Raw genomic sequence first — 25,859 nt, forward strand, 5'->3', positions numbered from 1 at the left:
ACCGCACGATGGGCGCATGCAGGGGCGGGCCGACGACGGCTGGTGGGGTGTGGTGCTCGACGCGCCGGAGCCGTGCGCGCTCGCGGCGTTCTACGCGGAGGTGCTGGGCTGGCAGGTCGTCGGCGACGACCCGGACCACGCGGTCGTCGCGGCGCCGTCCGGCGTGGCCTACCTCGCGGTGCAGCGCAGCCCCGACCACAGGCCGCCGGTGTGGCCCGCGGAGCCCGGCGACCAGCAGCGCCAGCTGCACCTGGACGTCGAGGTGCTGGACCTGGAGGAGGCGGTCGCGGGCGCGCTGCGGCTCGGCGCGCGCCTCGCCGGGCACCAGCCGCAGCCGTCGCGCCGCGTGCTGCTGGACCCGGCCGGCCACCCGTTCTGCCTCTACCGGGACGGCTGACCCGCACGGACCGCCCGCCGTCACCCGGCGGCGGGGGACGGCGGCGCGTAGGGTCACCAGCGTGCGATCCCCCTGGTTCCTCCGCGTCACCGCCGGCAGCGCGACCGGCGCGCTGGCGCGCGAGGTGGACTGGGCGGCGACGCCGCTGGGCGTGCCGAGCACCTGGCCGACCGCGCTGCGGCTGACCGTGGAGATGTGCTTCAACACGCGGTTCCCGGTGCTGGTCACCTGGGGTCCCGAGCTGACGATGATCTACAACGACGGCTACCGGGAGATGCTCGGCTCCGACAAGCACCCCGGGGCGATGGGGTCCCCGCTGGCCGAGGTGTGGAAGGAGATCTGGGACGACCTGCTGCCCTCGGTCGAGGCCGTGATGGTGCGGGGCGAACCCACCTGGACGGTGGACCAGCACCTCGTCATGCACCGCTCGGGCTACGACGAGGACACGTACTTCACGTACTCGTACTCGCCGATCCGCGACGCGTCGGACGAGGTGCGGGGCCTGCTCGACATCGCGACCGAGACGACCGAACGGGTGGTCGAGCAGCGCCGCATGCGCCTGCTCGGCGACCTGACGGTGGCCCTCACCGCGGCGCGCGACGACCTGGACTCGCTGGCGTCCCGGACGCTCGGGCTGCTCGAGGGCGCACCCGACGTGCTGGCCTCGGCGCTGTACGTCCGGGACGACGGCGGCGCCCTGCGGCTCCGGGGGAGCGCCGGGGCCTCGCGCGGCTCGACGGTCCCCGACCAGGTCGTCGAGCAGGTGGCCCGGACCGGCACGGCCGAGGAACGGGGTCGCACGGTCGTCGTCCCGCTCGCGGGGGTCGTCGACGCGACGCCCGTCGGCGTCATGGTGCTGACCGGCACCGGCCGGCGGCCGTGGGACGACGCGTACCGGTCGTTCCTCGCGCTGGTCGCGAGCACCGTCGGCGAGGCGGTCGCCGGCACCCTCCGGCACCAGCTCGAGGTGGACCACCTGCGCGAGGTCAGCGACACGCTGCAGGCCGCGATCGTGCCCGAGGGGTCCAGCGTCGCCGGCGTGGTCGCCCGCTACCTGCCCGCGGTCGGCGACCTGGCCGTCGGCGGCGACTGGTACGACGTGGTCGAGCTGGGCCCGGGGCGCCGGGCGCTCGTCGTCGGCGACTGCGTGGGCCACGGCCTCGACGCGGCCGCGCGGATGGGCCAGCTGCGCGCCGCCACCCGCGCCCTGCTGCTCGAGGACCGGAGCCCCGCCGACGTGCTGGACGGCCTCGACCGGTTCGCACGCACCCTGCCCGGGGCGGAGTGCACCACGGTGTTCTGCGGCGTCGTCGACGAGGTGGAGCACACGGTCGTGCACTCGTCGGCCGGGCACCTGCCGCCCGTGCTGCGCCGGGCCGCGGGCGGGGCGGAGATGCTGGTCGGGGGACGCGGCGCGGCGCTCGGCATCTCGACCGCCCCGCGCCCGGAGGCCGTCGAGCGGCTGACGGACGGCGACCTGCTGGTCGTGTGCACGGACGGCCTGATCGAGCGGCGCCGCGAGACGCTCCGCACCGGGCTGGACCGGCTGGTGGCGGAGGTGGCGGCCCAGCCCGCCGACGCGCGCACGGCGTCCGTGGCCGACGACCTGATCCGCGCGCTCGCCCCGCACGGCGCGGAGGACGACGTGGCGCTGGTGGTCTACCGCGCCGGCGCGGTCGCCGCGGACGACCTGCCCTGACGGGGAGTCAGCCCGCGCCCAGCCCCTCGAGGAACCCCTCGTAGGCCGGCTTCGCCTGCAGGTCGTCGTCGAACAGCAGCGGCGCCTCGTACGGCCGCTCCTCGGGCCAGGCCCGCAGCCACGACCGGGTGTCGTACAGGCCCCAGACGCCGACGAACGCCAGGTCGCGCTGCGCGAACGCCGCGGTCAGGTCGCGCACCTGCCCCCGCTGGGCCTCCAGCCGGTCCGGCGGCGTCCGGTCCAGCTGCTCGTCCCGCCCCGAGATCGCGACGTCCAGCTCGGTCACGGCCTGCCGCACGCCGAGCGCCGCGACCGCGTCGAGGGTCGTGGCGACCCGGTCGACGTCGGTGTCCAGGTCGACGTGCATCTGGTGCCCGACGCCGTCGACCGGCGCGCCCGCGGCCTGCAGGTCCATCACGAGCCGCACCAGGCCGCGGCGGCGGTCGGGGGCGTCCGTGTCGTAGTCGTTGAGGTACAGCGCGACGTCCGGGCCCAGCTCCTCCCGGGCGATCCGGAACGCCTCGGCCACGTAGTCCGGGCCGAGCACCTCGTACCACCGGCTGTGCCGCAGGCCGTCCGGCTGCTGCGGGTCGAGCGCCTCGTTGACGACGTCCCAGGACGTGACGGGGCTCGCGTCGCCGTACCGCTCGGCCAGGTGGTCGGCGACCGCGCGCGTGTGCGTGCGCAGCCGGTCGAGCAGCAGCGCGCGGTCCTCGGCGCTGCCGGTGAGCGGGCGGCCGTCCGGGGCCTCGAAGAACCAGTCCGGCGTCGACCGGTGCCAGACCAGCGTGTGGCCGTGCACCGTCAGCCCGTGGGCGGCGGCGAAGTCCAGCACCTCGTCCATGGGCCCGAAGTCGAACTCGCCTTCCGTCGGCTGCACCGTGACCGGCTTCATGGCGTTCTCGGGGGTGAGCTGGTCGAAGTGCCGGAGCAGCAGCTCGGCGGGGCGGCCGGTGAGGTCCTGCGGCCCGACCGCGACGCCCAGCGGCACCTCCGCCGCGTCCTTCAGGGCGGTCACGTCGGTCTGCACCTCCGGGGTCGGGCGCTGCACGGTGACGTCGTCCAGCCGCAGGTCTGCGGTCGACTCGGTGGTCTCGACGTACAGCCGCCACTCGCCGTCGCCCTCGGGGACCTGGGCGGTGCCGGACACCTCGACCCAGTCGCCGGCGGAGGCGGCGGCCCGCGCGACGTGCAGGTAGAGGGGGTCCTCGCTCCCGGGATCGCGCTCGAGGGTGAGCTGCACGTCCGCGTCCGGCGCGCCGTCGCCGAGCCGGACCCAGGCCGAGACGGTGTGCACCTGGCCGCGGGCCACCGACCCCGACAGGTCGACGGCCGCGCCGTGCCAGGCCTCCGACCGGCCGGTGACCAGCAGGCTGCCCGCGCCGTCGCGCGTGACGTCCTGCGCGGCGGCGACCTGCACGCCGTCGCCGAGCGGGGCCCAGCCCTCGTCGCCCTCGTCGAAGCTGCTGGACAGCACGGTGGTCATGGCCTCGGCCGGCGGGGTGCTCGCGGACGCGGTCGGGGCGGGGGAGTCGTCGGCGCGGTCGTCCCGGACCAGCAGCACCACCACGAGCAGCACGAGGACGAGGACGACGGCGCCGGTGCCGAGCAGCAGGGCGGGTCGGCGCACGCGGGTGCCTCTCGTCCGGGGATCGGGGGAGGCCCCACGGTAGGCACGCCGGCGCCCGGGAGGCCAGTCCCGCAGGTGGGCGCGCGCGTCGGCGCGCCGGTCCCTACGCTGGCGGCGTGCGGGCCATGACGTGGAACGTGTGGTGGCGCTTCGGGGGCGCGTGGCGGGAGCGGGAGCCCGCCGTCCTCGGCGTGCTCGCGGACGCCCGCCCCGACGTGCTGGCGCTGGTGGAGACCTGGCGGGACGCCGACGGCACCCAGGCCGACCTGGTCGCGGACCACCTCGGCCTGCCCGCCGCGGTGTTCGTGCCGACCGGGCTGCCGCCGGTCCCGGACGCCCCCGAGCCCGACCTGGCCGGCGTCGAGATGGGCATCGCCCTGGTCGCCCGGTGGCCCCCGCTCGCGACCCGGACCGTGCCGCTGCCGGCGACCCAGCGCCCGGGGCCGCCGGCGCACGTCCTGCACGCCACGCTCGACCACCCCGCGGGGCCGCTGCACGTCCTGGTGGCGACGCTCGAGTGGGAGCTGCGGTACGCCGAGGACCGGATGGCGCAGGCCTGGGCGCTCGCGGACCTCGCCGCGGACGCCGAGCTGGACGGCGACCTGCCCGTGCTGGTGCTCGGCGACCTCAACGCGCGTCCCGACGGCCCGCAGCTGGCGGCGCTGACCCGGCAGCTCGCGGACCTGTGGCCGCTCGGCGGCGGCGACCCGGCCGCGGCGACCCTGAGCTCGGTCGTGCCGGAGGCGCCGCTGGAGGTCGTCGAGCTGATCGACCAGCGGATCGACCACGTGCTCGCCCGGCCCGGCCGCCCCGGCGGGACGCTGCGCGCGGACGGGGCCCGGCTCGCGGGGACCGAGCCCGTGGGCGGGCGGTACCCCTCGGACCACTTCGCGGTGGTCGTGGACGTGGAGCTGACGTCGTGAGGCGGGGACGTCCGGCGGGGCTCGCGGCCGTGCTGCTGCTGGCCGCGGCCGCGTGCACGCCGGGCGGGGACCCGGCGCCGTCCCCGGGGCGGAGCCCGGCGGGGGAGTCCGCCGCGCAGGCCGCCGAGCCCGCGCCCGAGCCCGCGCGCGCCGCGGACCCCGAGCCGGCCGCGGTCCTCGCCCCCGACGCCGCGTGGGCCGACCACGGCGCGGTGGCCGCCGACGCCTACGCCCTCGGGTACGCGGGCACCGTCGGCCCGATCACGCCCGAGCTGGCTGCCCGGATGCAGTCCTCCTGGCGCGCGGGCTGCCCGGTGCCGCTGGCCGACCTGCGGTACGTCACGGTCACCTACCGCGGGTTCGACGGCGCGACGGCGACGGGGGAGCTCGTCGTGCACGCGGACGTCGCGGACAGCGTGGTAGCGGTGTTCGGCGAGCTGTTCGCCCTGGGCTACCCGGTCGCCTCGATGCGGCTGGTCGACGACTTCGGCGGCGACGACGACGCCTCGATGGCGGCGGACAACACCTCGGCGTTCAACTGCCGGCCGATCAGCCGGGGCACCGGCTGGTCCGAGCACGCCTACGGCCGGGCGATCGACCTGAACCCGGTCGAGAACCCGTACGTGCGGGGGTCGCTGGTGCTCCCGCCGGAGGGCGTCCCGTACGCGTCGCGACCCGACGCCCCGGGCGTGGTGCACGCGGACGACGCGGTGGTGCGCGCGTTCGCGGCGCACGGCTGGCGGTGGGGCGGGGACTGGTCGTCGCCGATCGACTACCAGCACTTCTCGACCACCGGCCGCTGACCTGCGCGCGCGCCCGGGCGGCCTCGCCCGAGGGACCAAGGGCCTGGCGTGTCCGGGGCGTCGAGGCGCATGGTGGACGGATCCGGCGTCAGCTGGACGGAGGTGCGGGAGATGGACGACAGGGTGGTCGTCGGCTACGACACGTCGGTCGAGTCGGCCGCGGCGGTCCGGTGGGCCGCCACGCAGGCGGCGAGTCGCGGCTGGGCGCTCGACGTGGTGCACGTCTGGGGCTTCGCGGGCCGCGAGGGCGGCGGGGCCGGCGAGTCCTGGCTCGGTCGCGAGGTCCAGGAGCAGGTGCGGCAGGTCGCCGAGGAGGGCGCGCGGATCGCCGTCGAGGCGGCCCCCGGCGTGGACGCCCGGGCCGAGGTGCGGCACGGCCCGCCCGCGCGGGTGCTGGTCGAGCGGGCCGCCGACGCCCGGCTGGTCGTGGTCGGCCGGCGCGGCGCGGGCGTGGTGAACGCCCTGATCGGCTCGGCCGCGACCGGTGTGCTGCACCGGGCGCGGTGCCCGGTGGTGGTGGTGCCCGCGTCCGCGCACGCCGGCGCGGGCCGCGACCCGGTGCTGGTCGGCTTCGACGGGTCCCCGGGCTCGTTCCGCGCGCTCGAGGCCGGGTGCGACCAGGCGGCCCACCTCGGCACCGGCGTGAGCGTCGTGACGGCGTGGACCACGGCGGTTGAGACGACCAGCCCGGCGTACTGGGCGTTCACCTACCCCCAGCGCTCGCCCGGCGAGGTGGCGCTCGAGGAGGCGGAGCGCGTGCTGGAGCGCGGCCGGTCGTGGGCGGCGTCCCGGCGGGACGTCGAGGTGGCGTTCGACCTGGCCGAGGGGCGGCCGGCGCAGGCGCTGGTGCGGCGCTCGCGGCACGCGAGCCTGCTGGTGGTGGGCACGCGCGGGCGCGGCGGGTTCGCCAGCCTGGTGCTGGGTTCGACCAGCCGCCCGGTGGTGCAGCGCGCCGAGTGCCCGGTGCTCGTCACGCGCAGCGCGGAGGCGGTGCCGGAGTCCCGCCCGCCGCGGCCGGAGCGCGCGACGGCGTCGGCCTGACGGCCCGCGGGGGCGGACCCGGCGGCGCGGGGGACGCGCCGGCTCAGGCCCGCGGCGCGCCCGTGCTCGCCCGCACCACGAGCCGGGTGGGCACCACGATCCGCGAGTCTGTCAGCGTCTCGCGGTCCCGGATCTGCCGGACCAGCAGGTCGATGAGGCGGCTGCCGATCTGGTGGAAGTCCTGCTGCACGGTGGTGAGCGGCGGCCAGAGGAACTCGGCGAGCGGGATGTCGTCGAACCCGACGACGGACAGGTCGTCCGGCACCCGGCGCCCGCGCTCGTAGAGCGCGCGGACGACGCCGGCGGCCATCTCGTCGTTGGCGCAGAACACCGCGGTGGCGTCGGGGTCGTCGGCCAGCCGCCGCCCCAGCTCGTAGCCGGACCGCGCCGTCCAGTCGCCGACCAGCACCTCCGGGACGGGGCGCCCGGAGCCGACCAGGTGCTCGCGCCACGCGGCGGCGCGCATCTGCGCGGGCGCCGAGTCCTCCGGGCCCGCCACGTGGTGCACGGTGCGGTGCCCGAGGTCGAGCAGGTGCTGCACGGCGAGGTGCGTGCCGGTGACCTGGTCCGCGCCGACCGCCGGGTGGTGCCCGACGAACCGCGAGTCGGAGACCGCGACCGGCATCCGCGGCGGCAGCGCGAGCGTGACCGGGGTGGCGGTCTCGGCCCGGATGATGACCAGGCCGTCGATCGACTGGTGCGACAGCCGGGCCACGGCGTCGGTGACGTCGGCCGACCCCGGGGTGCGCACGTCGACCAGGCTCACGGTGTACCCCTCGGCCCGCGCGGCCTCGACGACGGCCTCGACCGTGCGGGACTCGCCGGTGCGGGCCAGGCGGTGCGCGATCAGGCCGAGGGTGCCGAACGAGCCGTACCGCAGCGCGCGCGCCGCGTGGTTGGGGGAGTACCCGAGCTCGTCCATCGCCGCGAGCACCCGCTCGCGGGTCTCCGGCCGGACGTTCTCCGCGCCGGTCGACACGCGCGAGACGGTCTGCGAGGAGACGCCGGCGAGCTGCGCGACGTCGGCGATCGACGGGCCCGGGCGGCCGCGCGCGGCGACGGTCATGCCGCAGACCCTAGCGCGTGTTCACGTCACCATCGACGAAATGGTGACGTCACCATTTCGTGACCTTCGAGGACGCCGCTCCCGTTGACGCACGCGGCGACGCCGTGGCACCGTGAGCGGGCGCACCGGATGTTGACGTCAACATCGGACGCGCAACGACCCCGAAGGAGTGGCTCGTCGTGACGCAGACCGTCCCCCCGCCCGTCGTGGCGGACCTCCCGGCCCGGTCCGGACGCCGTCCGGCCCGCCGCGGCCGGTGGACCGGCTGGGGCTTCGTCGGCCCGTTCATGGCCGTGTTCGCGCTGGTGTTCCTCGCGCCCATCGCGTACTCGATCTACCTCAGCCTGTTCCGCAAGCAGCTCGTCGGGGGCAACGCCTTCGTCGGCGTCGAGAACTACCAGCGCGCGTTCGCCGACCCGGCGTTCTGGTCGGCGCTCGGGCGCGTGACCCTGTTCCTCGCGGTGCAGGTGCCGATCATGCTCGGCATCGCGCTGCTGGTGGCGCTCGCGATCGACAGCGGCCGGCTCTACGGCAAGAGCTTCTTCCGCATCTCGATCTTCATGCCGTACGCGGTGCCCGCCGTGGTCGCCACGCTCATGTGGGGCTTCATGTACGGCACCCGGTTCGGCCTGGTCGGGAACATCAACGACGCGTTCGGGGTCTCGCTGCCCAACCCGCTGTCGCCCGACCTGGTCCTCCTGTCGATCGGCAACATCGTGACCTGGAGCTTCGTGGGCTACAACATGCTGATCTTCTACTCGGCGCTCCGGGTGGTGCCGGCCTCGCTCTACGAGGCCGCGGCCATCGACGGGGCGGGGCAGTGGCGGGTGATCCGCGCGATCAAGCTCCCCGCGATCCGCGGCGCCCTGGTCATCGCGACGATCTTCTCGATCATCGGCTCGTTCCAGCTGTTCAACGAGCCGAGCATCCTGCAGAAGCTCGCGCCCAACGCGATCACGACGAGCTTCACGCCGAACATGTACGCCTACTCGCTGTCCTTCTCCGGCCAGCAGTACAACTACTCGGCCACCGTCGCGATCATCATGGGCGTCGTCACGATGGTCGTCGCCTACGCCGTCCAGCTCCGCGGCATGCGGAAGGAGGCGTGACCATGACGACCACCACCGCCCCCACGCCGGCCCGTCCCGTGGCCGGCCCGAAGCTCCGCACCCGCCGGGGCCACAGCGTCGACAGGCCCCGCCGCAGCGTCCTGCTCACGGTGCTCACCACCGTCGTCGGCCTGTACGCGGTCGTCCCGCTGGCCTGGCTGGTCATCAACGCGACCAAGGCGCAGGAGGACCTGTTCGGCTCGTTCGGCCTGTGGTTCGCCGGCGACTTCTCCCTGTTCCAGAACATCGCCGACACGCTCACCTACAACGACGGCATCTTCGTCCGCTGGCTCGGCAACACGCTGCTCTACGTGGTCGTCGGCGCCGGCGGCGCCACCGCCCTGGCCGTGCTCGGCGGCTACGGCCTGGCCAAGTTCACGTTCCCGGGCAAGCGCGCCGTGTTCGCGATCGTGATCGGGGCGGTCGCGGTGCCCGGAACCGCGCTCGCCGTGCCGACGTTCCTCATGTTCAGCCAGATGGGCCTGACCAACACCCCGTGGGCCGTCATCATCCCGTCGCTGATCTCGCCGTTCGGCCTCTACCTCATGTGGACGTTCGCGGCCGAGGCGATCCCGACCGAGCTGCTGGAGGCCGCCCGCGTCGACGGCGCCAGCGAGGTGCGCACGTTCGCGCAGATCTGCCTGCCGCTGCTCGGCCCGGGCATCGTCACGGTGCTGCTGTTCACGATGGTCGCGACCTGGAACAACTACTTCCTGCCGCTGATCATGCTCAAGGACCCGGACTGGTACCCGCTCACGGTCGGCCTGAACTCGTGGAACGCCCAGGCGGCGACCTCGGGCGGCCAGGCGATCTTCAACCTCGTGATCACGGGCTCCGTCCTCACGATCGTGCCGCTCATCGCCGCGTTCCTGCTGCTGCAGCGGTTCTGGCAGTCGGGCCTCGCGTCCGGCTCCGTCAAGGAATGACCCCTCCCGCACGACCCAGCACCACCCATCTCACGACGACGTGGAAGGACACCCCATGACCGCACGTACCCGCCGGACGCTGGTGCGCACCGTCGCGCTGGCCGGCGCGCTCTCCCTCGGCCTCGCCGCCTGCAGCTCCGGCGGCGACGGCGGCGGCTCGGACGACGCCTCGGGCGGCGGCTCGACGACGCTCACCATCTGGGCGTGGGAGACCTCGCTGACGGACGTGGTCGCCGACTTCCAGGCCGACCACCCCGACGTGACGGTCGACCTGGTCAACGCCGGCACCGGCAACGACCAGTACACCGCGCTGCAGAACGCGATCGCGGCCGGCTCGGGCGTCCCGGACGTCGCGCAGATCGAGTACTACGCCGTGCCGCAGTTCGCGATCGGCGAGTCGCTGCTCGACCTCACCGAGTACGGCGCCGACGACCTGGACGGCACCTTCAGCCCCGGGCCGTGGAACGCGGTGCACCAGGGCGACGGCATCTACAACCTGCCGATGGACTCGGGCCCGATGGCGCTGTTCTACAACAAGGCCGTCTTCGACCGGCTCGGCGTCGCCGTGCCGACCACGTGGGACGAGTACCTGGCGGCCGCGCGGGCCCTGCACGCCGCCGACCCGAGCGTCTACATCGCCTCCGACACCGGCGACGCCGGCTCGGCGACCTCGATGATCTGGCAGGCCGGCGGGCACCCGTACACGGTCGACGGCACGGACGTGACCATCGACTTCACCGACGAGGGCACGCAGAAGTACACCGACCTGTGGCAGCAGATGATCGACGAGGGCCTGCTCTCCGACATCAGCGGCTGGACCGACGAGTGGTACCAGGGCCTCGGCAACGGCACCCTCGCCACCCTCGTCGTCGGCGCGTGGATGCCCGCCAACCTGGAGTCCGGCGTCGCGCAGGCGTCCGGCGACTGGCGCGTCGCGCCCATGCCGCAGTGGGAGGCCGGCGACTCCGTGACGGCCGAGAACGGCGGCTCCGGCCTGTCGATCCCGGCGGGCACGCAGAACGCCGAGCTCGCCTACGAGTTCCTGCAGTACGCGACCGCCGGCGACGGCGTGCAGACCCGGATCGACGCGGGCGCCTTCCCGGCCACCGTCGCCGACCTCGAGTCGGACGAGTTCCTCAACAAGGAGTTCCCGTACTTCGGCGGTCAGAAGGCCAACGAGGTCCTCGCGCAGTCCGCGGCCGACGTGGCCGAGGGCTGGCAGTACCTGCCGTTCCAGGTCTACGCGAACAGCATCTTCAACGACACGGCCGGCCAGGCCTACGTGTCGGGGACGACGCTGCAGGACGGCCTGCTCGACTGGCAGGACAAGTCGGTCGCGTACGGCAACGAGCAGGGCTTCACGGTCGACTGACGCCCTCCGCCGGGCCGGCGGCGCGGCGCACGACGCCCGCCGCCGGCCCGGCACCGGCCGCCGCCCGGCCACCGCCCCGCCCGGCCACCGCCCCGCCCGGCCACCGCGCCCCACCCACGACACCCCGGGAGCACCGCCCAGCATGCCCACGTTCGAGATCGGCGACACCGACTTCCTGCTCGACGGCCGCCCGCACCAGGTGGTCTCCGGTGCGCTGCACTACTTCCGGGTGCACCCCGAGCAGTGGGCGGACCGCATCCGCAAGGCCCGGCTGATGGGGCTCAACACCATCGAGACCTACGTGGCGTGGAACTTCCACGCCCCCGAGCGCGGGCGGTTCGACCTCGACGGCCCGCGCGACCTGGGCCGGTTCCTCGACCTGGTCGCCGCCGAGGGGATGCACGCGATCGTGCGCCCCGGCCCGTACATCTGCGCCGAGTGGGACAACGGCGGTCTGCCCGCGTGGCTGCTCGCGGACCCGGAGGTCGGCGTCCGCCGGCACGAGCCGCGCTACCTCGCCGCCATCGCGCAGTACTACGACCAGCTGCTCCCGCTCGTCGCCGAGCGCCAGGTCACCCGCGGCGGGCCCGTGATCGCGGTCCAGGTGGAGAACGAGTACGGCGCCTACGGCGACGACCACGACTACCTGCGCGCGCTGATCGCGATGAACCGGGAGCGCGGGATCGAGGTCCCGCTGCTGAGCTGCGACCAGGCCGACGACGAGATGCAGGCCCGCGGCAGCGTCCCGGAGCTGCACCGCACGGTCACCTTCGGCACCCGCGCCAAGGAGCGCCTCGAGCTGCTCCGCCGGCACCAGCCGACCGGCCCGCTCATGTGCATGGAGTTCTGGGACGGCTGGTTCGACTGGTGGGGCCAGCCGCACCACGTGGCGCCGGCCGAGATGAACGCGCAGGACCTGGACGACCTGCTGGCGCTGGGCGCGTCCGTGAACCTCTACATGTTCCACGGCGGCACCAACTTCGGGTTCACCGGCGGCGCGAACGACAAGCACACGTACCAGCCGATCACCACGTCGTACGACTACGACGCCCCGCTCGCGGAGCACGGCGCGGTCACCGCCAAGTGGCACGCGATGCGCGAGGTCATCTCCCGGTACGCACCAGTGCCGGAGGAGCTGCCCGCCGACCCTGCGCCGGCACCGGAGCTCGCGGTCGACCTCGACCGCCGGGTCCCGTTCGCCGCGGCGCTGCCCGTGCTCGGCGAGCCCGCGGCGTGGGACCACCTGCCGACCACCGACGAGCTCGGCCACTGGACCGGGTTCACGCTGTACCGCACCCGGGTCACCGCGGACGACCGCGCGCTCACGCTCGCCGAGGTCCGGGACCGCGCGCTGGTCGCGCTCGACGGCGAGCCGGTCGGCGTCCTGAGCCGCACCGAGCACAGCCGCACGCTCGCGCTGCCCGCCCGGGCCGGCGAGCTCACCCTGCTGGTCGAGGACCAGGGCCGCGTCAACTACGGCCCGCGGATCGGCGAGCCGAAGGGGCTGATCGGGCCCGCGCGCACGGCGACCCGCGAGGTGACCGACTGGGCGGTGACGCCGCTGCGCCTGGACGGCGTCGAGCCGGCGCTGGCCGACCTGCTGGCCGCCGCGCCCGCCGTCGACGCCGTGGTGCCGGTCGCCGGTCCGGCGTTCCTCCGCGGCACCTTCGACACCGTCGCGGGCGCCGACCACTTCCTGCGCACGGACGGCTGGGGCAAGGGCCTGGTCTGGGTGAACGGCTTCCTGCTCGGCCGGTACTGGAGCGCGGGCCCGACCGCGACGCTGTACGTGCCCGGGCCGCTGCTGCGCGCCGCCGGCAACGAGCTCGTGGTCCTCGAGCTGCACGGCGCCGCGGAGGCGCGGGTGACGTTCGTCCCCGGTCCCGACCTCGGCTCCTCGGAGGTCTGAGAAGTCACCCGCCCGCCATCGCGGTCCACCCGGTCGGCGCCTCAGATGACCTGCGAGGACGCCGATGACACGAGCAGGTCCCCGGCACGTTCGCCGGGGCGGCGCGTGGAACAGCGAGGATCGGGACGTGGACGGCGCAGGGCAGCAGGAGTGGGAGGCCGACGAGGGCGCCCGGGTGCTGCGCGGGGCCCTGGCGGCGCTGACCCGGGACGGCTCGTTCCCGCTCGACGGCCTCACGCCCCGGTCGCCCGCGTCCGCGGCGGAGGGCGCCGGGCGGGTCCCGGGGCTGCCGCGCCGCCGGCGCCGTGTGGAGGCGGGCGGCGCGCCGGCCCCCGAGGACCTGCCCGCGCTGCTGGCGCGGCAGTCCCAGCGGCTGCGGCAGCTCGAGACGCTCATCGAGGCGGCGCCGGTCGGCATCGGCCTCGTGCAGCTCGACGGCCGCACCCCGCTGACGAACGACACCCTGCGGCAGCTGCTCGGCTACTCGACCGAGGAGTTCGCGACGATGCCGTTCGCGGACTACACCGTCGCCGAGGACCAGGCCGAGAACGACCGGCTGTTCCGCGCGATGGTGGACGGCGACGGCGAGGCCGACGGCTTCGCCATGCAGAAGCGGTTCGTCCGCAAGGACGGCACGACCCTCTGGGTGGACCTGACCGTCTCGCTGGTGCGGGACGCCGACGGGCGGCCGGACTACGCCATCGGCATGGTCCAGGACATCACCGAGCGCAAGCGCCTGGCCGACGAGCTCGCCGCCGCCGAGCTGCACTACCGGCTGCTCGTCGAGCACGTCCCGGCGGTCGTCTACATCGCCGAGCCCGGGCCTGGCGGCCGGTTCGAGTACGTGAGCCCGCGGCTGGAGTGGATGCTCGGCCGCGCACCCCAGGAGTGGCTCGACGACGCGGGGGAGTGGACCCGCGCGATCCACCCGTCGGACCGCGCGATGCGGTTCCACGAGGAGGCGCTGCGCGAGGGCCTCGGCGAGGGCGGCCAGCTGCCGTCGATCACCTACCGCCTGCGGCACCGCGAGGGCTACGACGTGTGGGTGCGCGACGACGCCGTCCTCCGCCGGGACAGCGACGGCAGCCCGCGGCTGCACGGCGTGCTCGTCGACGTGACCCAGGAGAAGACGCTCGAGGAGCGACTGGCCCACATGGTCGACCACGACGCGCTCACCGGGCTGGTCAACCGGTCGCACTTCCACCGGCTGGTGGACGAGGCGCTGGCCGGGCGGGTCGACGGGCGCCGCGGCGTCGCGGTCATGTACGTCGACCTGGACGACTTCAAGGCCGTGAACGACAGCTTCGGGCACGCCGTCGGCGACCGGGTGCTGGTCGCCGTGGCCGACCGGCTGCGCGAGCTCGTGCCGCCGTCGGGGGCCGTCGCGCGGCTGGGTGGCGACGAGTTCGCGGTGCTGGTCACGGGGACGCCCGCCGCGGTGCGGCGCGCGGTGGCGGCGGTGCAGGACATGGGTCAGGTGTCGGTGCCCGTCGGCGGGGCGTGGGCGCGGGTCAGCGCCAGCGTCGGGGCCGCGGTGGCGGACCGGGCGCACACGACCGAGAAGCTGCTGCACGACGCGGACCAGGTGATGTACGACGCCAAGCTCGGCGGTGACCGGCCGGGGCGCGGCGGCGCGCGCCGGGGCGCGGCGGCCCGCCGCACGGTCGGGGAGCGCCGCGGGGCCGTCGGCGGCGCCGCGGCCGGGCGCCGGGCGGGCGACCGCGGGACCGGCGACGAGGGCGGCCGGCGCGCCGGGGGCTGAGGCGGATCCTCGAGTCCCCGGCGCGCCGGTCGTCGTCGTCAGGCGGGCGCGCCCACCCGGGCGAGCATGGCCAGCACGACCGCCGCGGAGCGGTCGGCCGCGTCGTCCACGTGCGTGAGGAAGTCGTCCGCGCCGGCCGGGCCGCACAGGTCCGAGATCCCGCGCACGGCGAGGAAGGGCACGCCGTAGACGTGCGCCACCTGGGCGAGCGCGGTGGTCTCCATGTCGGTCGACAGGCCGCCGGGGAACTGCTCGCGCACCGGACCGACCAGGCTGGCGTCGACGAACGCGTCGCTCGACAGCATGAGGCCCGCGCGCACGGTGAGGTCGCCGGCGTCGGCACCCAGGGCGGCGCCGCGCAGCGCCTGGTCGCCGTGGTAGGTCGCCGGCATCCCCGGCACCTGGCCGAGCGCGTAGCCGAAGGCCCGGGCGTCGGCGTTCGTGTACACGTGCTCCGAGCCGACGACGACGTCGCCGACGTGCACGCCCGCCTGGACGCCGCCGGCGCTGCCCGCGCTGATCAGCGCCGCCGGCGCCGCGCCGCCGCGGGCGGCCGCGACCAGCACCAGCGCCGCGGACGCGGCCGAGGCGGCGTTCACCAGGCCGATCCCGGAGCGGACGAGCAGCACGTCCCGGCCGGCGACGGTGAGGACGTGGTGCTCGGCGCCGCCGACCGTGGCCGGCTCGCCGACGGCGTCGGCGCGCTCCAGGAACGGCGCCGCCTCGTCCGGCATCGCGACCGAGACGACGACGTCGACGCCCGCGAGGGCGCTCGCCGCCGTCACGCGGTCACCTGGCTCCACTCGGCGCGGTGCGCGAGGAACTCCCGCGCCGCGCCCTGCGCGCCCTCCAGGGTGTGGTTGGCGCCCCAGCCGCACTGCACCTCGTTCGCGGCGGGCACCTCGCCGGCGGTGGTGATGTCCTGGAGCGTGTCGGCGACCAGGGCCTGCACGTCCTCCTCGGCCCACTCGCCCTGCAGGATCAGGTAGAACCCCGTCTGGCAGCCCATCGGGGAGAAGTCGATCACCCGGTCGCTGTGGTTGCGCGAGTGCTCGGCGAACAGGTGCTCCAGCGAGTGCACGACCGGCATCTCCAGGTGCGCCTTGTTGGGCTGGGCGAACCGGATGTCGTACTTGCTGATCACGTCGCCCGCCGGGAGCACCTTCGTGTCGGCCAGCCGGATGTACGGCGCGGCCACCGTCCGGTGGTCGAGGTTGAACGACTCGACGTTCATGCGGGGCTGGTTCACGGGACTCCCTCGGGGTGCAGCGGGCGGACGGGAACATTGTGCAGCGGTCGCGGGGCGCGCGGTATTCCGGGCGCGAGGGCCGGACGCAGGTGTCGCGGGTCAGGCCGGGCGGACCGCGCGCCGGGGCCGCGGCCGGGTGCGGGGGGAGCGCGACCGGTCCGTGAGCTCGAGCAGCCGCACGACCCGTCCCCGGTGCGGGGCCCAGGGGGCGAGCACGTCGAGCACCTCCTCCTGCTCGACCCGCCGCCCCGCGATCGCCGTGCCGACGAGCCGGGGCAGGTGCAGGTCCCCGACCGACACGGCGTCCGCGTCGCCGAGCGCGCGCCGGGTGGTCTCCGCGACCGTCCACACGCCGATCCCGGGGACGGTGGCGAGCCGCCGCCGGACCTCCGCGGCGGCGCCGGGCGCGTCCGGGGCGACGTCCAGCACCTCCTGCAGCCGGCGCGCGACCGCGGCGGCGCGGAGGATCGTCGAGGACCGCTGGTCGTCCACCCCGGCCCGCCGCCAGTCCCACACCGGGACCCGGCGCCAGCCGAGGGCGTCCGGGGGCACCCGCATGCCCGCGGGTGCCGGCCCGGGCGGGACCTCGCCGTGCCGGAGCAGCAGCCAGCGCCAGGCGTGGTGCGCGTCGACCGTGACGACGCGCTGCTCCAGCACCGCGGGCACCAGGGCGCCCAGCACATCGCCCGTGCGGGGGATCCGCAGGCCGCGCAGCCGGTGGTGCGCCGCGGCGAGCGCGAGGTGGCCGACGGGGTCGAACGTGCGCGGGTCGTCCCGGGCGCCCAGCAGGTCCGGCAGGCCGGCGAGCGCGCGGGCCGCGCCGGGTCCCCAGGCGGCCGCCGCGACCCCGCCGGGCCCGGGGCGCAGATGCAGCGTGGCGGGGCCGTCGGCGGTGCGCAGCGCGTGCCAGACGGTGCCGTCGCGCTCGATCCGGAGCGCGGGGTCGAGGCCGCCGCGGCGCACCAGCATCAGCGTGAGCCGGACGTCGAGCGGGCCGTCCGGGACGTACCCGCGGGTCTCGGGGCCGCCGGGGTGCTGCACCCCTCCAGCATGCCGGACGGCGCCGACACGGGCCTCGTGGGCCCGGTCGGCGCCGTCGCGGGTACGCGGGGTCAGCGCTTGAGGAAGTCGAGCAGGACCTCGGTCACCTCGGCGGCGTGCGTCCAGAGCATGCCGTGCGGCGCCCCCTCGATCTCGACGTACTCGGCCTGCGGCAGCGCCGCGTGGAACGGGCGGCCGGTGGCGTCGATCGGCAGGATCCGGTCCGCGGTGCCGTGCACGATCAGCGTCGGCACGTCGACCTTCGGCAGGTCGCCGCGGAAGTCGGTCAGCCAGGCGGGGACCACCGCGCTGGACGCGAACCAGGACGAGCCGGCGGCGACGTCCCAGGAGTGCCGCAGCGCCTCCTCCGACAGCCGCGACGCCAGGTTCTCGTCGGTGTTGTAGAAGTCGGCGTAGAAGCTGGTGAAGTACGCGTACCGGTCCGCGGTCACGGCCTCGACGATCCCGTCGAACACCTCGCCCGGGACGCCCGTCGGGTTGTCGTCGGTCTGCAGCAGGAACGGCTCGAGCGACGCCAGGAACACGGCCTTCGCGACCCGCTCCGAGCCGTAGCTGCCCAGGTACCGGCCGACCTCGCCGGTGCCCATCGAGAACCCGACGAGGACCGCGTCGCGCAGGTCCAGGGTGTCGAGCACCGTCTTCAGGTCGGCGGCGAACGTGTCGTAGTCGTAGCCCGTGGTGGGCTGGCTCGACTGCCCGAACCCGCGGCGGTCGTAGGTGATGACGCGGTACCCGGCGTCGAGCAGGGCGGCCGACTGCTTCTCCCACGAGTGGCCGTCGAGCGGGTAGCCGTGGATGAGGACGACGGGCTGCCCCGTCCCGTGGTCCTCGTAGTAGAGGTCGATCGACGTGGTGTTCTCGGTGCCCACGGTGATGTACGGCATGGTCAGCCCTCTCCCTGACGTCGGAGAACGGTCGTTCTCCGCGATGTCGCCTACACTAGAGAACGAGCGTTTTCCGCGCAACCCCCCGAGGAGCGGCCATGAACCAGGTGCAGGAGGCGGCCCGTCCGGCGCCGTCCGCCGACGAGCTGCGCGAGCGGGTGCTCGCCGCCGCGGACCGGCTCTACTACCGGCGCGGCATCCAGGCCGTCGGCATGGACGAGCTGCGCGCCGAGGCCGGCGTCCCGATGAAGCGGCTCTACGCGCTGTTCGGCGGGAAGGACGCGATCGTCGCCGAGGTGCTGCGCCGCCGCGGAGCGCAGTGGGAGCGCGGCGTGCAGGCCGCCGTCGACGCGGCGCCGGGCCCGCGCGAGCGGCTGCTCGCCGTCTACGACCACCTGGCCGCGTGGTTCGGCGAGACCGACTTCCACGGCTGCATCTTCATCAACTCGTTCGGCGAGCTCGGCGGGTGCTCGCCCGAGGTCGCCGAGATCGTCCGCGCGCACAAGGCGGGGTTCCAGGAGTACGTCGCGGGCCTCGTCGCCGACGCCGGCGGGGGGCCCGCGCTCGCGGCGCAGCTCGCGATCCTCGCCGAGGGCGCGCAGACCACCGCGGCGATCGCCGGCACGCCCGAGGCGGCGGTGCAGGCGCGGGCGGCGGCGGCGACGCTGATCGACGCGGCGGGGCTGCGGGGCTGACGCCGGGCTGGTATGACCGGTGATACTCGGGGCCATGAAGACCGCGATCTCCGTACCGGATCCTGACTTCGAGCGGTTCGAGCGCGTCGCGGCGCGGCACGGGATGAACCGCTCCGAGTTCTACCGCCTCGCGGGACGCCGCCTCGCGGACGAGCTCGAGGGGACGAGCGAGCTCACCGCCCTCGCCAACGCGGCCATCGCGCGCGCCGGGCAGCCGGCCGGCGACGGCGCGTTCCTCCGCGCGTCGGAGCGGGCGGTGCTGGAGGGGACCGAGTGGTGATCGCCCGCTCCGACGTGGTGTGGGTCGACGTCGGTCAGCCGAGGGGCAGCGAGCCGGGCACGGTCCGTCCCGCCGTGGTCGTGCAGGACGACTGGCTGCTCGCGACCGAGATCGGGACGGTGCTGGTGGTGCCCCTCACGTCGAACCTGGCACTGGAGGTGTTCCCGGGCAACGTGCTGGTCCCCGGCGCCGCGAGCGGCCTCGACCGGGACAGCGTCGCGGTCGGCCCGGTGTCGCGCGAGTTCCTCGAGCCGTTCCCGACCGGCCACCTCCCGGCCTACCTGGCGAACGCGGTGGCGGCCGGCATCCGCCTCGTCACCGGCATCTGAGCGGGTCAGGCCGCGCGGTCGCCCTGCACCCGCGCGAGGAACTCCGTGACCGCCCGCAGGTACTCCGCCCGCGGGCCGTCGGCGGACAGCGCGAGGTCGTGGATGCCGCCCGGGATCGTCACGAGCGTGACGTCCTCGCCCAGCCGCGGCGCGCGCGCCCAGATCTGCTGCACGTCGAGCACGGTGTCCTGGGCGTCGAGCAGCGGGTTCGACCGGGAGTTCGGCCCGGACTCCGCCGCGGTGGCGACCAGGACGGGGGCGTCGATCCGCAGCCCGCGGCCCAGCCGCGCCTGGCCCCGGCGCACCGCGCGCAGCCAGCCCGCCCGCACCGGGAAGCCCTCGGCGGGCTTGAGCGACCGGTCGTACTCCCACCGCCCGCCGTGGGCGGAGTGCAGGTGCCACGAGTAGGCGGACGGCCCGTCGGCGAGCACGCGCATCCGGTCGACCGGTCCCAGGCTGTCCAGCACCCAGGTCGACACCACGCGGTGGAACCACCGCGAGTTCAGGTCGAACCACGGGCTGTTGAGCACCAGCGCGTCGACCGCCGCGCGGCCGCCGGGGCTGTCCGCCCACAGCGCGGCCGTGAGCCCGCCGGTCGAGTGACCGTGCACCGTCAGCCGGTCGTGGCCGAGCTCGTCGCGCAGCAGCCGGGCGGCCAGGCCGAGGTCGGCGCGGTACTCGGCGAGGTCGTCGACGTAGTGCGGCACCTGGCCCTCGCGCCAGGACCGGCCGCACCGGCGCAGGTCGAGCGCGTAGAACGTGTGGCCCGCCGCGGCGAACGCGTCGGCGAGGTGGGTCTGGAAGAAGTAGTCGTTGAACCCGTGCACGTGCAGCACGGCGCTGCCCCCGGGGGTCGAGCCGGGCTCCGGGGTCCGGCGCACGACGGTCGCCACCAGGTCGGGTTCCGTCCCCGACAGCGGGAGGGTGCGCTGCTCCCAGCCCGGCCCGAGCGGGTCGGGGCGCCAGCCGGTCACGCGGGGCTCCCGTCGGTCGACGCGCGCGCCCCGGGCCGGGCCGCGGCCAGGCGCAGCGGCAGCAGCGCGGCCAGGCCGATCGCGATGACGAGCACGATGCCCAGGATGCCCCACCGCTGCGAGCCCGCGACGGCCACGGCGGTCGAGAACGCGAACGGCGCGAGGAAGCTCGCCGCGCGGCCGGTGGTCGCGTACAGCCCGAAGATCTGGCTCTCGCGCCCCGGCGGCGCGATCCGGGTCAGCAGCGAGCGGCTCGCCGACTGCGCCGGGCCGACGAAGACGCACAGCAGCAGGCCGCACACCCAGAACGCGGAGGCACCGGCGCCGGCGAGCGCGAACGTGGCGACGCCCGCCACCAACAGCCCGACCAGCGAGACGACGATGAGCACGCGGGGACCGACGCGGTCGTCCAGGGCGCCGGCCGCGAGCGTCGAGATCCCGGCGACCACGTTGGCGGCGATCGCGAACACCACGACCTCGCTCGCGGAGAACCCGAACGTGCCGGACGCGATGACGGCGCCGAAGGTGAACACGCCCGCGAGCCCGTCGCGGTACACCGCGCTCGCGAGCAGGAACCACACGGTGCTGCGGGACGTCCGCCACAGGTCGCGCACGTCGGCGACGATCCGGCGGTAGGCCTCGAGGACGCCGGGCCGGCGGCGCGCCGCGGCGGCCTCCGCGGGGTCGTCCGGCACCGCCACGAGCACCGGGATCGCGAAGGCGCCGAACCACAGCGCCGACACCAGCACCGCGACGCGGATGTTCACACCGCCCTCCCCGGTCACCCCGAACCAGCCGACCTCCGGGTTGATGAACCCCACGAACAGCACGAGCAGCAGCACGATGCCGCCCAGGTAGCCCGCGCCCCAGCCGAGGCCGCTGACCCGGCCGAGGGTCGCGGGCGTCGCGACCCGGGGGAGCAGCGCGTTGTAGTGCACGCTCGCCAGCTCGAACGTGAGGTTCGCGGTCGCGAGCAGCGCGATGCCGAGCAGGAGGTTCGCGGTGAGCGAGTCCGGGTCGGGCCGGACCAGCGCCATGGCGGCGCACAGCGCCACCGTGACCGCGGTCTGGACCGCCAGGTTCCGCCGCCGGCGCCCCGAGCCGTCCGCGCGGGTGCCGGTCAGCGGCGCCAGCAGCGCGATGAGCACCCCGGCGGCCGTCAGGCCCCAGCCGAGCCAGGTCGAGTGCCGGGCCAGCGCGGCGTCGAGCGCGTCGCCGCCCTCCGCGACCACGGCCGGGTCGACGAACGCGTCGCTGGTCAGCCAGCGCGTGAACACGAACGTCGTGATGACGGCGTTGAAGGCCGCGGAGCCCCAGTCCCACAGGGACCAGGCGACGATGCGGCCGCGCGCGCCGGGCGCGGGGCTCGGCGGGGCGGCGGCGGGGCCGGGCGTCGCGGGGCCGGCGGGCGTCGGGGGCCCGGCCGGCGTCGGCGGCAGCGGGGCGGGGTCGGCGTGCACCCGCCAGGCATACCGTCATCGGGCGTCCCGCGCGTGTCGAACGGCTGAACGGGCCGTGACGCGGGCGCCGGCGTCACCCGTCCGCGTTGCCGCCCGCGCGGTCCCTGCCTACGGTCCGGCCATGACCTCCACCGTCCGGATCGGCATCTCGGGCTGGCGGTACGCGCCCTGGCGCGGGGTGTTCTACCCGAAGGGGCTGCCGCAGCGCCGCGAGCTCGAGCACGCCTCCCGCCACCTGGGCACCATCGAGATCAACGGCTCCTTCTACGCGCTCCAGCGACCGGAGTCGTACCAGGCGTGGCGCGCCGAGGTGCCGGAGGACTTCGTGTTCTCGGTGAAGGGCGGCCGGTTCGTCACGCACATGAAGAAGCTCGCCGACGTCGAGGTGCCGCTGGCCAACTTCTTCGCCTCCGGGGTGCTCGCGCTGGGCCCGGCGCTCGGGCCGGTGCTGTGGCAGCTCCCGCCGACCCTCGGCTACGACCCCGACCGGCTGGCGCGGTTCTTCGACCTGCTGCCGCGGACGACCGCCGCCGCGGCGGAGCTGGCCGGGCGGCACGACGAGCGGCTCGACGACCGGGCGTTCACCACCACCGACGCCGACCGGCCGCTGCGGCACGTGCTGGAGGTGCGGCACGCGTCGTTCGAGACGCCCGAGTTCCCGGCGCTGCTGCGGGAGCACGGGATCGGTCTCGTGGTGGCCGACACCGCCGGGCGGTGGCCGTACCTGGAGGACGTCACGTCCGACCTGGTCTACGTGCGGCTGCACGGCGACTCCGAGCTGTACGTCTCGGGCTACGACGCCCCGGCGCTCGACCGCTGGGCCGCGCGGGTGCGCGCGTGGGCCGCGGGAGGGGAGCCGGAGGACGCGCACCGGCTGGGCCCGGCAGCCGCGGCGGCGCCGCAGGGGCGGGACGTGTTCGTGTACTTCGACAACGACACCAAGGTGCGCGCCCCGGTCGACGCGATGGCCCTGGCGGCGCGCCTGGGCGTGGGACCGCTGGTCACCCCGGCCTGACCGGGGCCGACCCGGGCGAGCCGACGCGGGCGGGCTGTGTCGCGCGAATGGATCCGTTCGCCCGGACACGCCCGGGCGTGTCCGCCCGAACGGATCCATTCACGCGGCTGTGGCCGGCCGTGCGCGGGCTCCGGGTCAGCCGCGGCCGCGGAGGCGGTCGATCTCGCGGCGCTCGCGCTTGGTCGGCCGGCCCGCGCCGCGGTCGCGCTGCGCCGCCACGGCCACCTGCTCCGGGGGCGGGGGCGCCGGGGTACGGTCGACGTAGCACCGGGCGGCGGGCTCGGCGCCGACGCGGCGCTCCAGGACGTGCGCGACCTCGACGATCCGCTCGGGACCCTCGCCGCGGACCCGGATCTCGTCACCGACCTTGACGGACGTGGCCGGCTTGGCGCGCTCGCCGTTGACCCGCACGTGGCCGGCGCGGCACGCGGTCGCCGCCGCGGCGCGGGTCTTGGTGAGCCGGACCGCCCACACCCAGCGGTCGACGCGCGTGGACGGCGGCCCGGCGGGCAGCGGCTTGGCGGCGGGTGCGGGGGAGCCCGCTGCGCCGGCACCGGGTGCACCCGCGCCCGCGGCGAGGGCGTCCGCGCCGGGGAGGCCCGACGCGCCGGAGGCGCCCCCGCGCGCGGCCTCGGCCGCCGGGGTGTCGCGGCCGGGTCCGCCGCCGTCCGCCCGCTCGTCGCTCAGCACGTCGCCGCTCCGGTCAGGCCGCGGCCCGGGCGGCGCCGAGGATCTCGGCCGCGTCGTGCCCGCCCGGCTGCTCGCCGGCTGCCGCGGCGGCCTCGGCCAGCCGCAGCAGGGCCGCGTTCAGCGGCGTCGCGACCTCGTGCAGCCGGCCGAGCAGCACGATCTCGCCGTTCAGGTACGCCGCCTCGATCGACCCGGCGCCGCGCACCAGGCTCTGCCAGGACGACCCGCCGCGCCGGGTGACGCCCGGCAGCTCCACCAGCGTGAAGTCGCCGCGGGCGGCGGCCTCCTCCTCGGGGGAGGTCGGCTCGATGCCCGCCGCCGCGAGCACCGCGCGCGCCTCGGCGACCGTCGCGGTCAGCAGCTCCTTCGCGGCCGGCTCCCGCACCGGGCCGCACAGCGCCTCGACGGCGTTGCCCAGGTTGCTCAGCAGCTTGGCGTACTTCCAGGCCATGACGTCCCGCACGACCGGCGCGCGGAACCCGACCGCCTCCAGGTCCGCGCTGACGGCGGCCAGGTCCGGGTCGGCGTCCCCGCCGGGGAACGAGCCCACCGTGAGCACGCCGGTCACCGGGCTGCCGGCCGCCGACACCCGGCCCGGCTCGAGGAACGTCGCGGGCAGCCACACGCACATGCCGGCCACCCGGGCGAACCGGCGCAGCGCGGTGCGCTCGTTGTCGACCCCGTTCTGCGCGCACACCAGCAGCAGGTCCTCGCCCGCGGTCCGACCGCCGGCGACGGGGCGGCCCGCCCACTGCGCCGTCGTCGCGGCGGTGTCCTGGCCCTTCACGGCGAGCACGAGCACGTCGCCGGGGCGCAGCTCGACGTCCTCCGGCCCGGCGGCCGTCGCGGCCCGGACCACCCGGGCGCCGGCCGGGGTCGTGAGGTGCAGGCCGTCCGCCCGCAGCGCGTCGAGGTGGGCGCCGCGGGCGACGAGCACGACCTCGCGCCCCGCCTCCGCCAGCAGCCCGCCGATGGTCCCGCCGACCGCGCCGGCGCCGATGATCACGTATCGCACGCGTGCCACCGTGCCACACGCGGGGCGCTCGCGGCGTGCCAGGCCGGTCGCCGGACGCCCGGGTCACGGGTGCGAGCCGGCCCGGACGCCGACGTACGGTGGAGATCATGACCTCCTCTGTCGTCGCCATCACCGGCGGCCATGTCGTCCCCGTCTCCTCCGACCCGATCGACGGCGGCACCGTCCTCATCCGCGACGGCCGCATCGAGGCCGTCGGCGCCGACGTCGCCGTCCCCGAGGGCGCGACCGTGATCGACGCGACCGGCCGCTGGGTGCTGCCGGGCTTCGTCGAGGCGCACGGCCACGTGGGCATCCACGAGGAGGGCGAGGGCGTCGCGGGCAACGACACCAACGAGATGACCGGCCCCAACATGGCGGCCGTCCGGGCGATCGACGCGGTCAACATCGACGACGAGGGCTTCCGCGACGCGCTGTCCGGCGGCGTCACGTCGGTCGTCGTGAAGCCGGGCTCGGGCAACCCGATCGGCGGCCAGTCGGTCGCGATCAAGTCCTGGGGCGGCCGCACCATCGACGAGCAGGTCATCAAGGCCGCCGTCTCCGTGAAGTCGGCGCTCGGCGAGAACCCCAAGCGGGTGTACGCGGAGAAGAAGCAGACGCCGTCGACCCGGCTCGGCACCGCGCTGATCATCCGGCAGGCGTTCACCGACGCCCAGCACTACCGCGCCGCGCGCGCCGCCGCCGAGGCCAAGGGCGAGCCGTTCAAGGTCGACCTCGGCCTGGAGACGCTGGCGCGGGTGCTCGACGGCGAGCTCGCCTGGGACCAGCACGCGCACCGGCACGACGACCTGGTGACCGCCATCCGGCTGGCCGACGAGTTCGGCTACCGGCTCGTGCTGAACCACGGCACGGAGGGCCACAAGATCGCCGACGTCATCGCCGAGCGGGACATCCCCGTGATCTTCGGCCCGATGCTCACCTCGCGGTCGAAGGTCGAGCTCCGGGACCGCGCGATCGCCAACCTGGCCGCGCTCGCGAAGGCCGGCGTCCGCGTCGCGATCACGACGGACCACCCGGTGGTGCCGATCAACTTCCTGGTGCACCAGGCGACGCTCGCGGTGAAGGACGGCCTGCCGCGGGAGACCGCCCTGGAGGCGCTGACCGTCAACCCGGCGTCGTTCCTCGGCCTCGACGACCAGGTCGGCGCGCTGGAGCCGGGCCGCGACGGCGACGTGGTCATCTGGTCGGGCGACCCGCTGGACGTGCACGCCCGTGCCGAGCACGTCCTCATCGAGGGCCGCACGGTCTACACCTGGGACGACGCGACGCAGACCGCCCACGTGGTGGAGCGGTCGGAGCGCTTCACCGCCTGACGTGGGGCGTCCCGCCCCCGCTCGTCGGCTGCAGGCCGTCGGCGGTGAGGTCGTCACAACGCGGTGAGGTCGTCACGAACGAGTGACGACCTCACGGCTGTGTGACGACCTCACGCGGTGGTGACTTCCTCGCGGGCCGGCGGAGGTTCATGGGCGGCGCTCAGGGAGGGTTCAGCGACCTTCCGGGATCGGCGCGTTCTCTTGCTCCCGTCGGCGCCACAGCGGCGCCCCGCAGGAG

At 75.6% G+C, this 25,859-nt stretch carries 25 protein-coding genes; 15 read left to right on the forward strand and 10 right to left on the reverse strand.

Features of this window, described 5'->3' with window-relative positions; translation table 11 throughout:
• Nucleotides 1-16: 16 nt before the first annotated feature.
• Nucleotides 17-397, forward strand: a complete 381-nt coding sequence (locus KVT14_RS10470; RefSeq protein ID WP_217615610.1) for a VOC family protein — start codon at nucleotides 17-19, stop codon at nucleotides 395-397.
• Between the two features lie 61 nt (nucleotides 398-458).
• Nucleotides 459-2,096, forward strand: coding sequence for a SpoIIE family protein phosphatase (locus KVT14_RS10475; protein ID WP_217615611.1), 1,638 nt, complete (start codon nucleotides 459-461; stop codon nucleotides 2,094-2,096).
• Nucleotides 2,097-2,103: 7 nt separating this feature from the next.
• Here KVT14_RS10475 and KVT14_RS10480 read toward each other — a convergent pair whose 3' ends face one another.
• Complete coding sequence (locus KVT14_RS10480; protein ID WP_217615612.1) at nucleotides 2,104-3,726, reverse strand: endo-1,4-beta-xylanase; 1,623 nt, start codon at nucleotides 3,724-3,726, stop codon at nucleotides 2,104-2,106.
• A gap of 125 nt (nucleotides 3,727-3,851) precedes the next feature.
• Here KVT14_RS10480 and KVT14_RS10485 point away from each other — a divergent pair, with 125 nt between their 5' ends.
• From KVT14_RS10485 to KVT14_RS10495, 3 genes are all read left to right on the forward strand, one after another.
• Nucleotides 3,852-4,649, forward strand: a complete 798-nt coding sequence (locus KVT14_RS10485; protein ID WP_254630740.1) for an endonuclease/exonuclease/phosphatase family protein — start codon at nucleotides 3,852-3,854, stop codon at nucleotides 4,647-4,649.
• Complete coding sequence (locus KVT14_RS10490) at nucleotides 4,646-5,452, forward strand: M15 family metallopeptidase (RefSeq protein ID WP_217615614.1); 807 nt, start codon at nucleotides 4,646-4,648, stop codon at nucleotides 5,450-5,452. The genes KVT14_RS10485 and KVT14_RS10490 overlap by 4 nt, the downstream gene beginning before the upstream one ends.
• Nucleotides 5,453-5,563: 111 nt before the next feature.
• On the forward strand, nucleotides 5,564-6,493 hold the full coding sequence (locus KVT14_RS10495; protein ID WP_217615615.1) for a universal stress protein: 930 nt from the start codon (nucleotides 5,564-5,566) through the stop codon (nucleotides 6,491-6,493).
• 43 nt (nucleotides 6,494-6,536) lie between these two features.
• Here the strand turns inward: KVT14_RS10495 and KVT14_RS10500 are convergent, their stop codons facing one another.
• Complete coding sequence (locus KVT14_RS10500; RefSeq protein ID WP_217615616.1) at nucleotides 6,537-7,559, reverse strand: LacI family DNA-binding transcriptional regulator; 1,023 nt, start codon at nucleotides 7,557-7,559, stop codon at nucleotides 6,537-6,539.
• 206 nt (nucleotides 7,560-7,765) lie between these two features.
• On the opposite strand from KVT14_RS10500, the gene KVT14_RS10505 reads away from it, so the two are divergent.
• From KVT14_RS10505 to KVT14_RS10525, 5 genes are all read left to right on the forward strand, one after another.
• Nucleotides 7,766-8,668: a sugar ABC transporter permease gene (locus tag KVT14_RS10505; protein ID WP_308161017.1), complete on the forward strand. Its 903-nt coding sequence runs from the start codon at nucleotides 7,766-7,768 to the stop codon at nucleotides 8,666-8,668.
• A 2-nt stretch (nucleotides 8,669-8,670) separates the two neighbouring features.
• On the forward strand, nucleotides 8,671-9,594 hold the full coding sequence (locus KVT14_RS10510; RefSeq protein ID WP_147793950.1) for a carbohydrate ABC transporter permease: 924 nt from the start codon (nucleotides 8,671-8,673) through the stop codon (nucleotides 9,592-9,594).
• Between the two features lie 55 nt (nucleotides 9,595-9,649).
• A complete protein-coding gene (locus tag KVT14_RS10515) occupies nucleotides 9,650-10,966 on the forward strand; it encodes a sugar ABC transporter substrate-binding protein (protein WP_147793949.1) in 1,317 nt (438 codons plus the stop codon).
• A 142-nt stretch (nucleotides 10,967-11,108) separates the two neighbouring features.
• A complete protein-coding gene (locus KVT14_RS10520) occupies nucleotides 11,109-12,875 on the forward strand; it encodes a beta-galactosidase family protein (RefSeq protein ID WP_217615617.1) in 1,767 nt (588 codons plus the stop codon).
• A 127-nt stretch (nucleotides 12,876-13,002) separates the two neighbouring features.
• Nucleotides 13,003-14,637, forward strand: a complete 1,635-nt coding sequence (locus KVT14_RS10525) for a sensor domain-containing diguanylate cyclase (RefSeq protein ID WP_217615618.1) — start codon at nucleotides 13,003-13,005, stop codon at nucleotides 14,635-14,637.
• A 38-nt stretch (nucleotides 14,638-14,675) separates the two neighbouring features.
• Here the strand turns inward: KVT14_RS10525 and mtnN are convergent, their stop codons facing one another.
• The 4 genes from mtnN to KVT14_RS10545 form a co-directional block, all read right to left on the reverse strand.
• The gene (gene mtnN / locus KVT14_RS10530) at nucleotides 14,676-15,422 is read right to left on the reverse strand and encodes a 5'-methylthioadenosine/S-adenosylhomocysteine nucleosidase (protein ID WP_308161014.1); all 747 of its coding nucleotides are present in this window, start codon (nucleotides 15,420-15,422) and stop codon (nucleotides 14,676-14,678) included.
• Entirely contained in the window at nucleotides 15,419-15,871 is a 453-nt protein-coding gene (locus KVT14_RS10535) for an S-ribosylhomocysteine lyase (RefSeq protein WP_217615638.1), read from the reverse strand. Before KVT14_RS10535 ends, mtnN begins: the two co-directional genes overlap by 4 nt.
• Before the next feature lie 114 nt (nucleotides 15,872-15,985).
• Entirely contained in the window at nucleotides 15,986-16,927 is a 942-nt protein-coding gene (locus tag KVT14_RS10540; protein WP_217615619.1) for a DNA-3-methyladenine glycosylase, read from the reverse strand.
• A 71-nt stretch (nucleotides 16,928-16,998) separates the two neighbouring features.
• Complete coding sequence (locus tag KVT14_RS10545) at nucleotides 16,999-17,832, reverse strand: alpha/beta fold hydrolase (RefSeq protein WP_217615620.1); 834 nt, start codon at nucleotides 17,830-17,832, stop codon at nucleotides 16,999-17,001.
• Nucleotides 17,833-17,930: 98 nt separating this feature from the next.
• On the opposite strand from KVT14_RS10545, the gene KVT14_RS10550 reads away from it, so the two are divergent.
• The 3 genes from KVT14_RS10550 to KVT14_RS10560 are packed head-to-tail and all read left to right on the forward strand — an operon-like array spanning nucleotide 17,931 to nucleotide 19,136.
• Nucleotides 17,931-18,527 carry a TetR/AcrR family transcriptional regulator gene (locus tag KVT14_RS10550; RefSeq protein WP_217615621.1) on the forward strand — a complete coding sequence of 199 codons (597 nt, stop codon included), beginning with the start codon at nucleotides 17,931-17,933 and terminating at the stop codon, nucleotides 18,525-18,527.
• A gap of 34 nt (nucleotides 18,528-18,561) precedes the next feature.
• Nucleotides 18,562-18,807: a CopG family transcriptional regulator gene (locus KVT14_RS10555; protein ID WP_147793943.1), complete on the forward strand. Its 246-nt coding sequence runs from the start codon at nucleotides 18,562-18,564 to the stop codon at nucleotides 18,805-18,807.
• Nucleotides 18,804-19,136: a type II toxin-antitoxin system PemK/MazF family toxin gene (locus KVT14_RS10560; protein ID WP_217615622.1), complete on the forward strand. Its 333-nt coding sequence runs from the start codon at nucleotides 18,804-18,806 to the stop codon at nucleotides 19,134-19,136. Before KVT14_RS10555 ends, KVT14_RS10560 begins: the two co-directional genes overlap by 4 nt.
• Nucleotides 19,137-19,141: 5 nt before the next feature.
• Here KVT14_RS10560 and KVT14_RS10565 read toward each other — a convergent pair whose 3' ends face one another.
• Nucleotides 19,142-20,110 carry an alpha/beta hydrolase gene (locus KVT14_RS10565; protein ID WP_217615623.1) on the reverse strand — a complete coding sequence of 323 codons (969 nt, stop codon included), beginning with the start codon at nucleotides 20,108-20,110 and terminating at the stop codon, nucleotides 19,142-19,144.
• Nucleotides 20,107-21,570 carry an MFS transporter gene (locus KVT14_RS10570; RefSeq protein WP_308161015.1) on the reverse strand — a complete coding sequence of 488 codons (1,464 nt, stop codon included), beginning with the start codon at nucleotides 21,568-21,570 and terminating at the stop codon, nucleotides 20,107-20,109. Before KVT14_RS10570 ends, KVT14_RS10565 begins: the two co-directional genes overlap by 4 nt.
• 121 nt (nucleotides 21,571-21,691) lie before the next feature.
• On the opposite strand from KVT14_RS10570, the gene KVT14_RS10575 reads away from it, so the two are divergent.
• Entirely contained in the window at nucleotides 21,692-22,585 is an 894-nt protein-coding gene (locus KVT14_RS10575) for a DUF72 domain-containing protein (protein ID WP_217615624.1), read from the forward strand.
• A 135-nt stretch (nucleotides 22,586-22,720) separates the two neighbouring features.
• On the opposite strand, the gene KVT14_RS10580 is transcribed toward KVT14_RS10575, so the two are convergent.
• Both KVT14_RS10580 and KVT14_RS10585 read right to left on the reverse strand, forming a co-directional pair.
• Nucleotides 22,721-23,098 carry an RNA-binding S4 domain-containing protein gene (locus KVT14_RS10580; protein ID WP_217615641.1) on the reverse strand — a complete coding sequence of 126 codons (378 nt, stop codon included), beginning with the start codon at nucleotides 23,096-23,098 and terminating at the stop codon, nucleotides 22,721-22,723.
• A 190-nt stretch (nucleotides 23,099-23,288) separates the two neighbouring features.
• On the reverse strand, nucleotides 23,289-24,290 hold the full coding sequence (locus KVT14_RS10585; protein ID WP_217615625.1) for a ketopantoate reductase family protein: 1,002 nt from the start codon (nucleotides 24,288-24,290) through the stop codon (nucleotides 23,289-23,291).
• Between the two features lie 107 nt (nucleotides 24,291-24,397).
• Between KVT14_RS10585 and KVT14_RS10590 the strand changes: the two genes are divergently transcribed.
• Nucleotides 24,398-25,621, forward strand: a complete 1,224-nt coding sequence (locus KVT14_RS10590; protein ID WP_217615626.1) for an amidohydrolase — start codon at nucleotides 24,398-24,400, stop codon at nucleotides 25,619-25,621.
• Nucleotides 25,622-25,859: the final 238 nt, after the last annotated feature.

Source organism: Cellulomonas sp. GbtcB1, from assembly GCF_019091725.1.
In the GTDB taxonomy this organism is placed as follows: Bacteria; Actinomycetota; Actinomycetes; order Actinomycetales; family Cellulomonadaceae; genus Cellulomonas.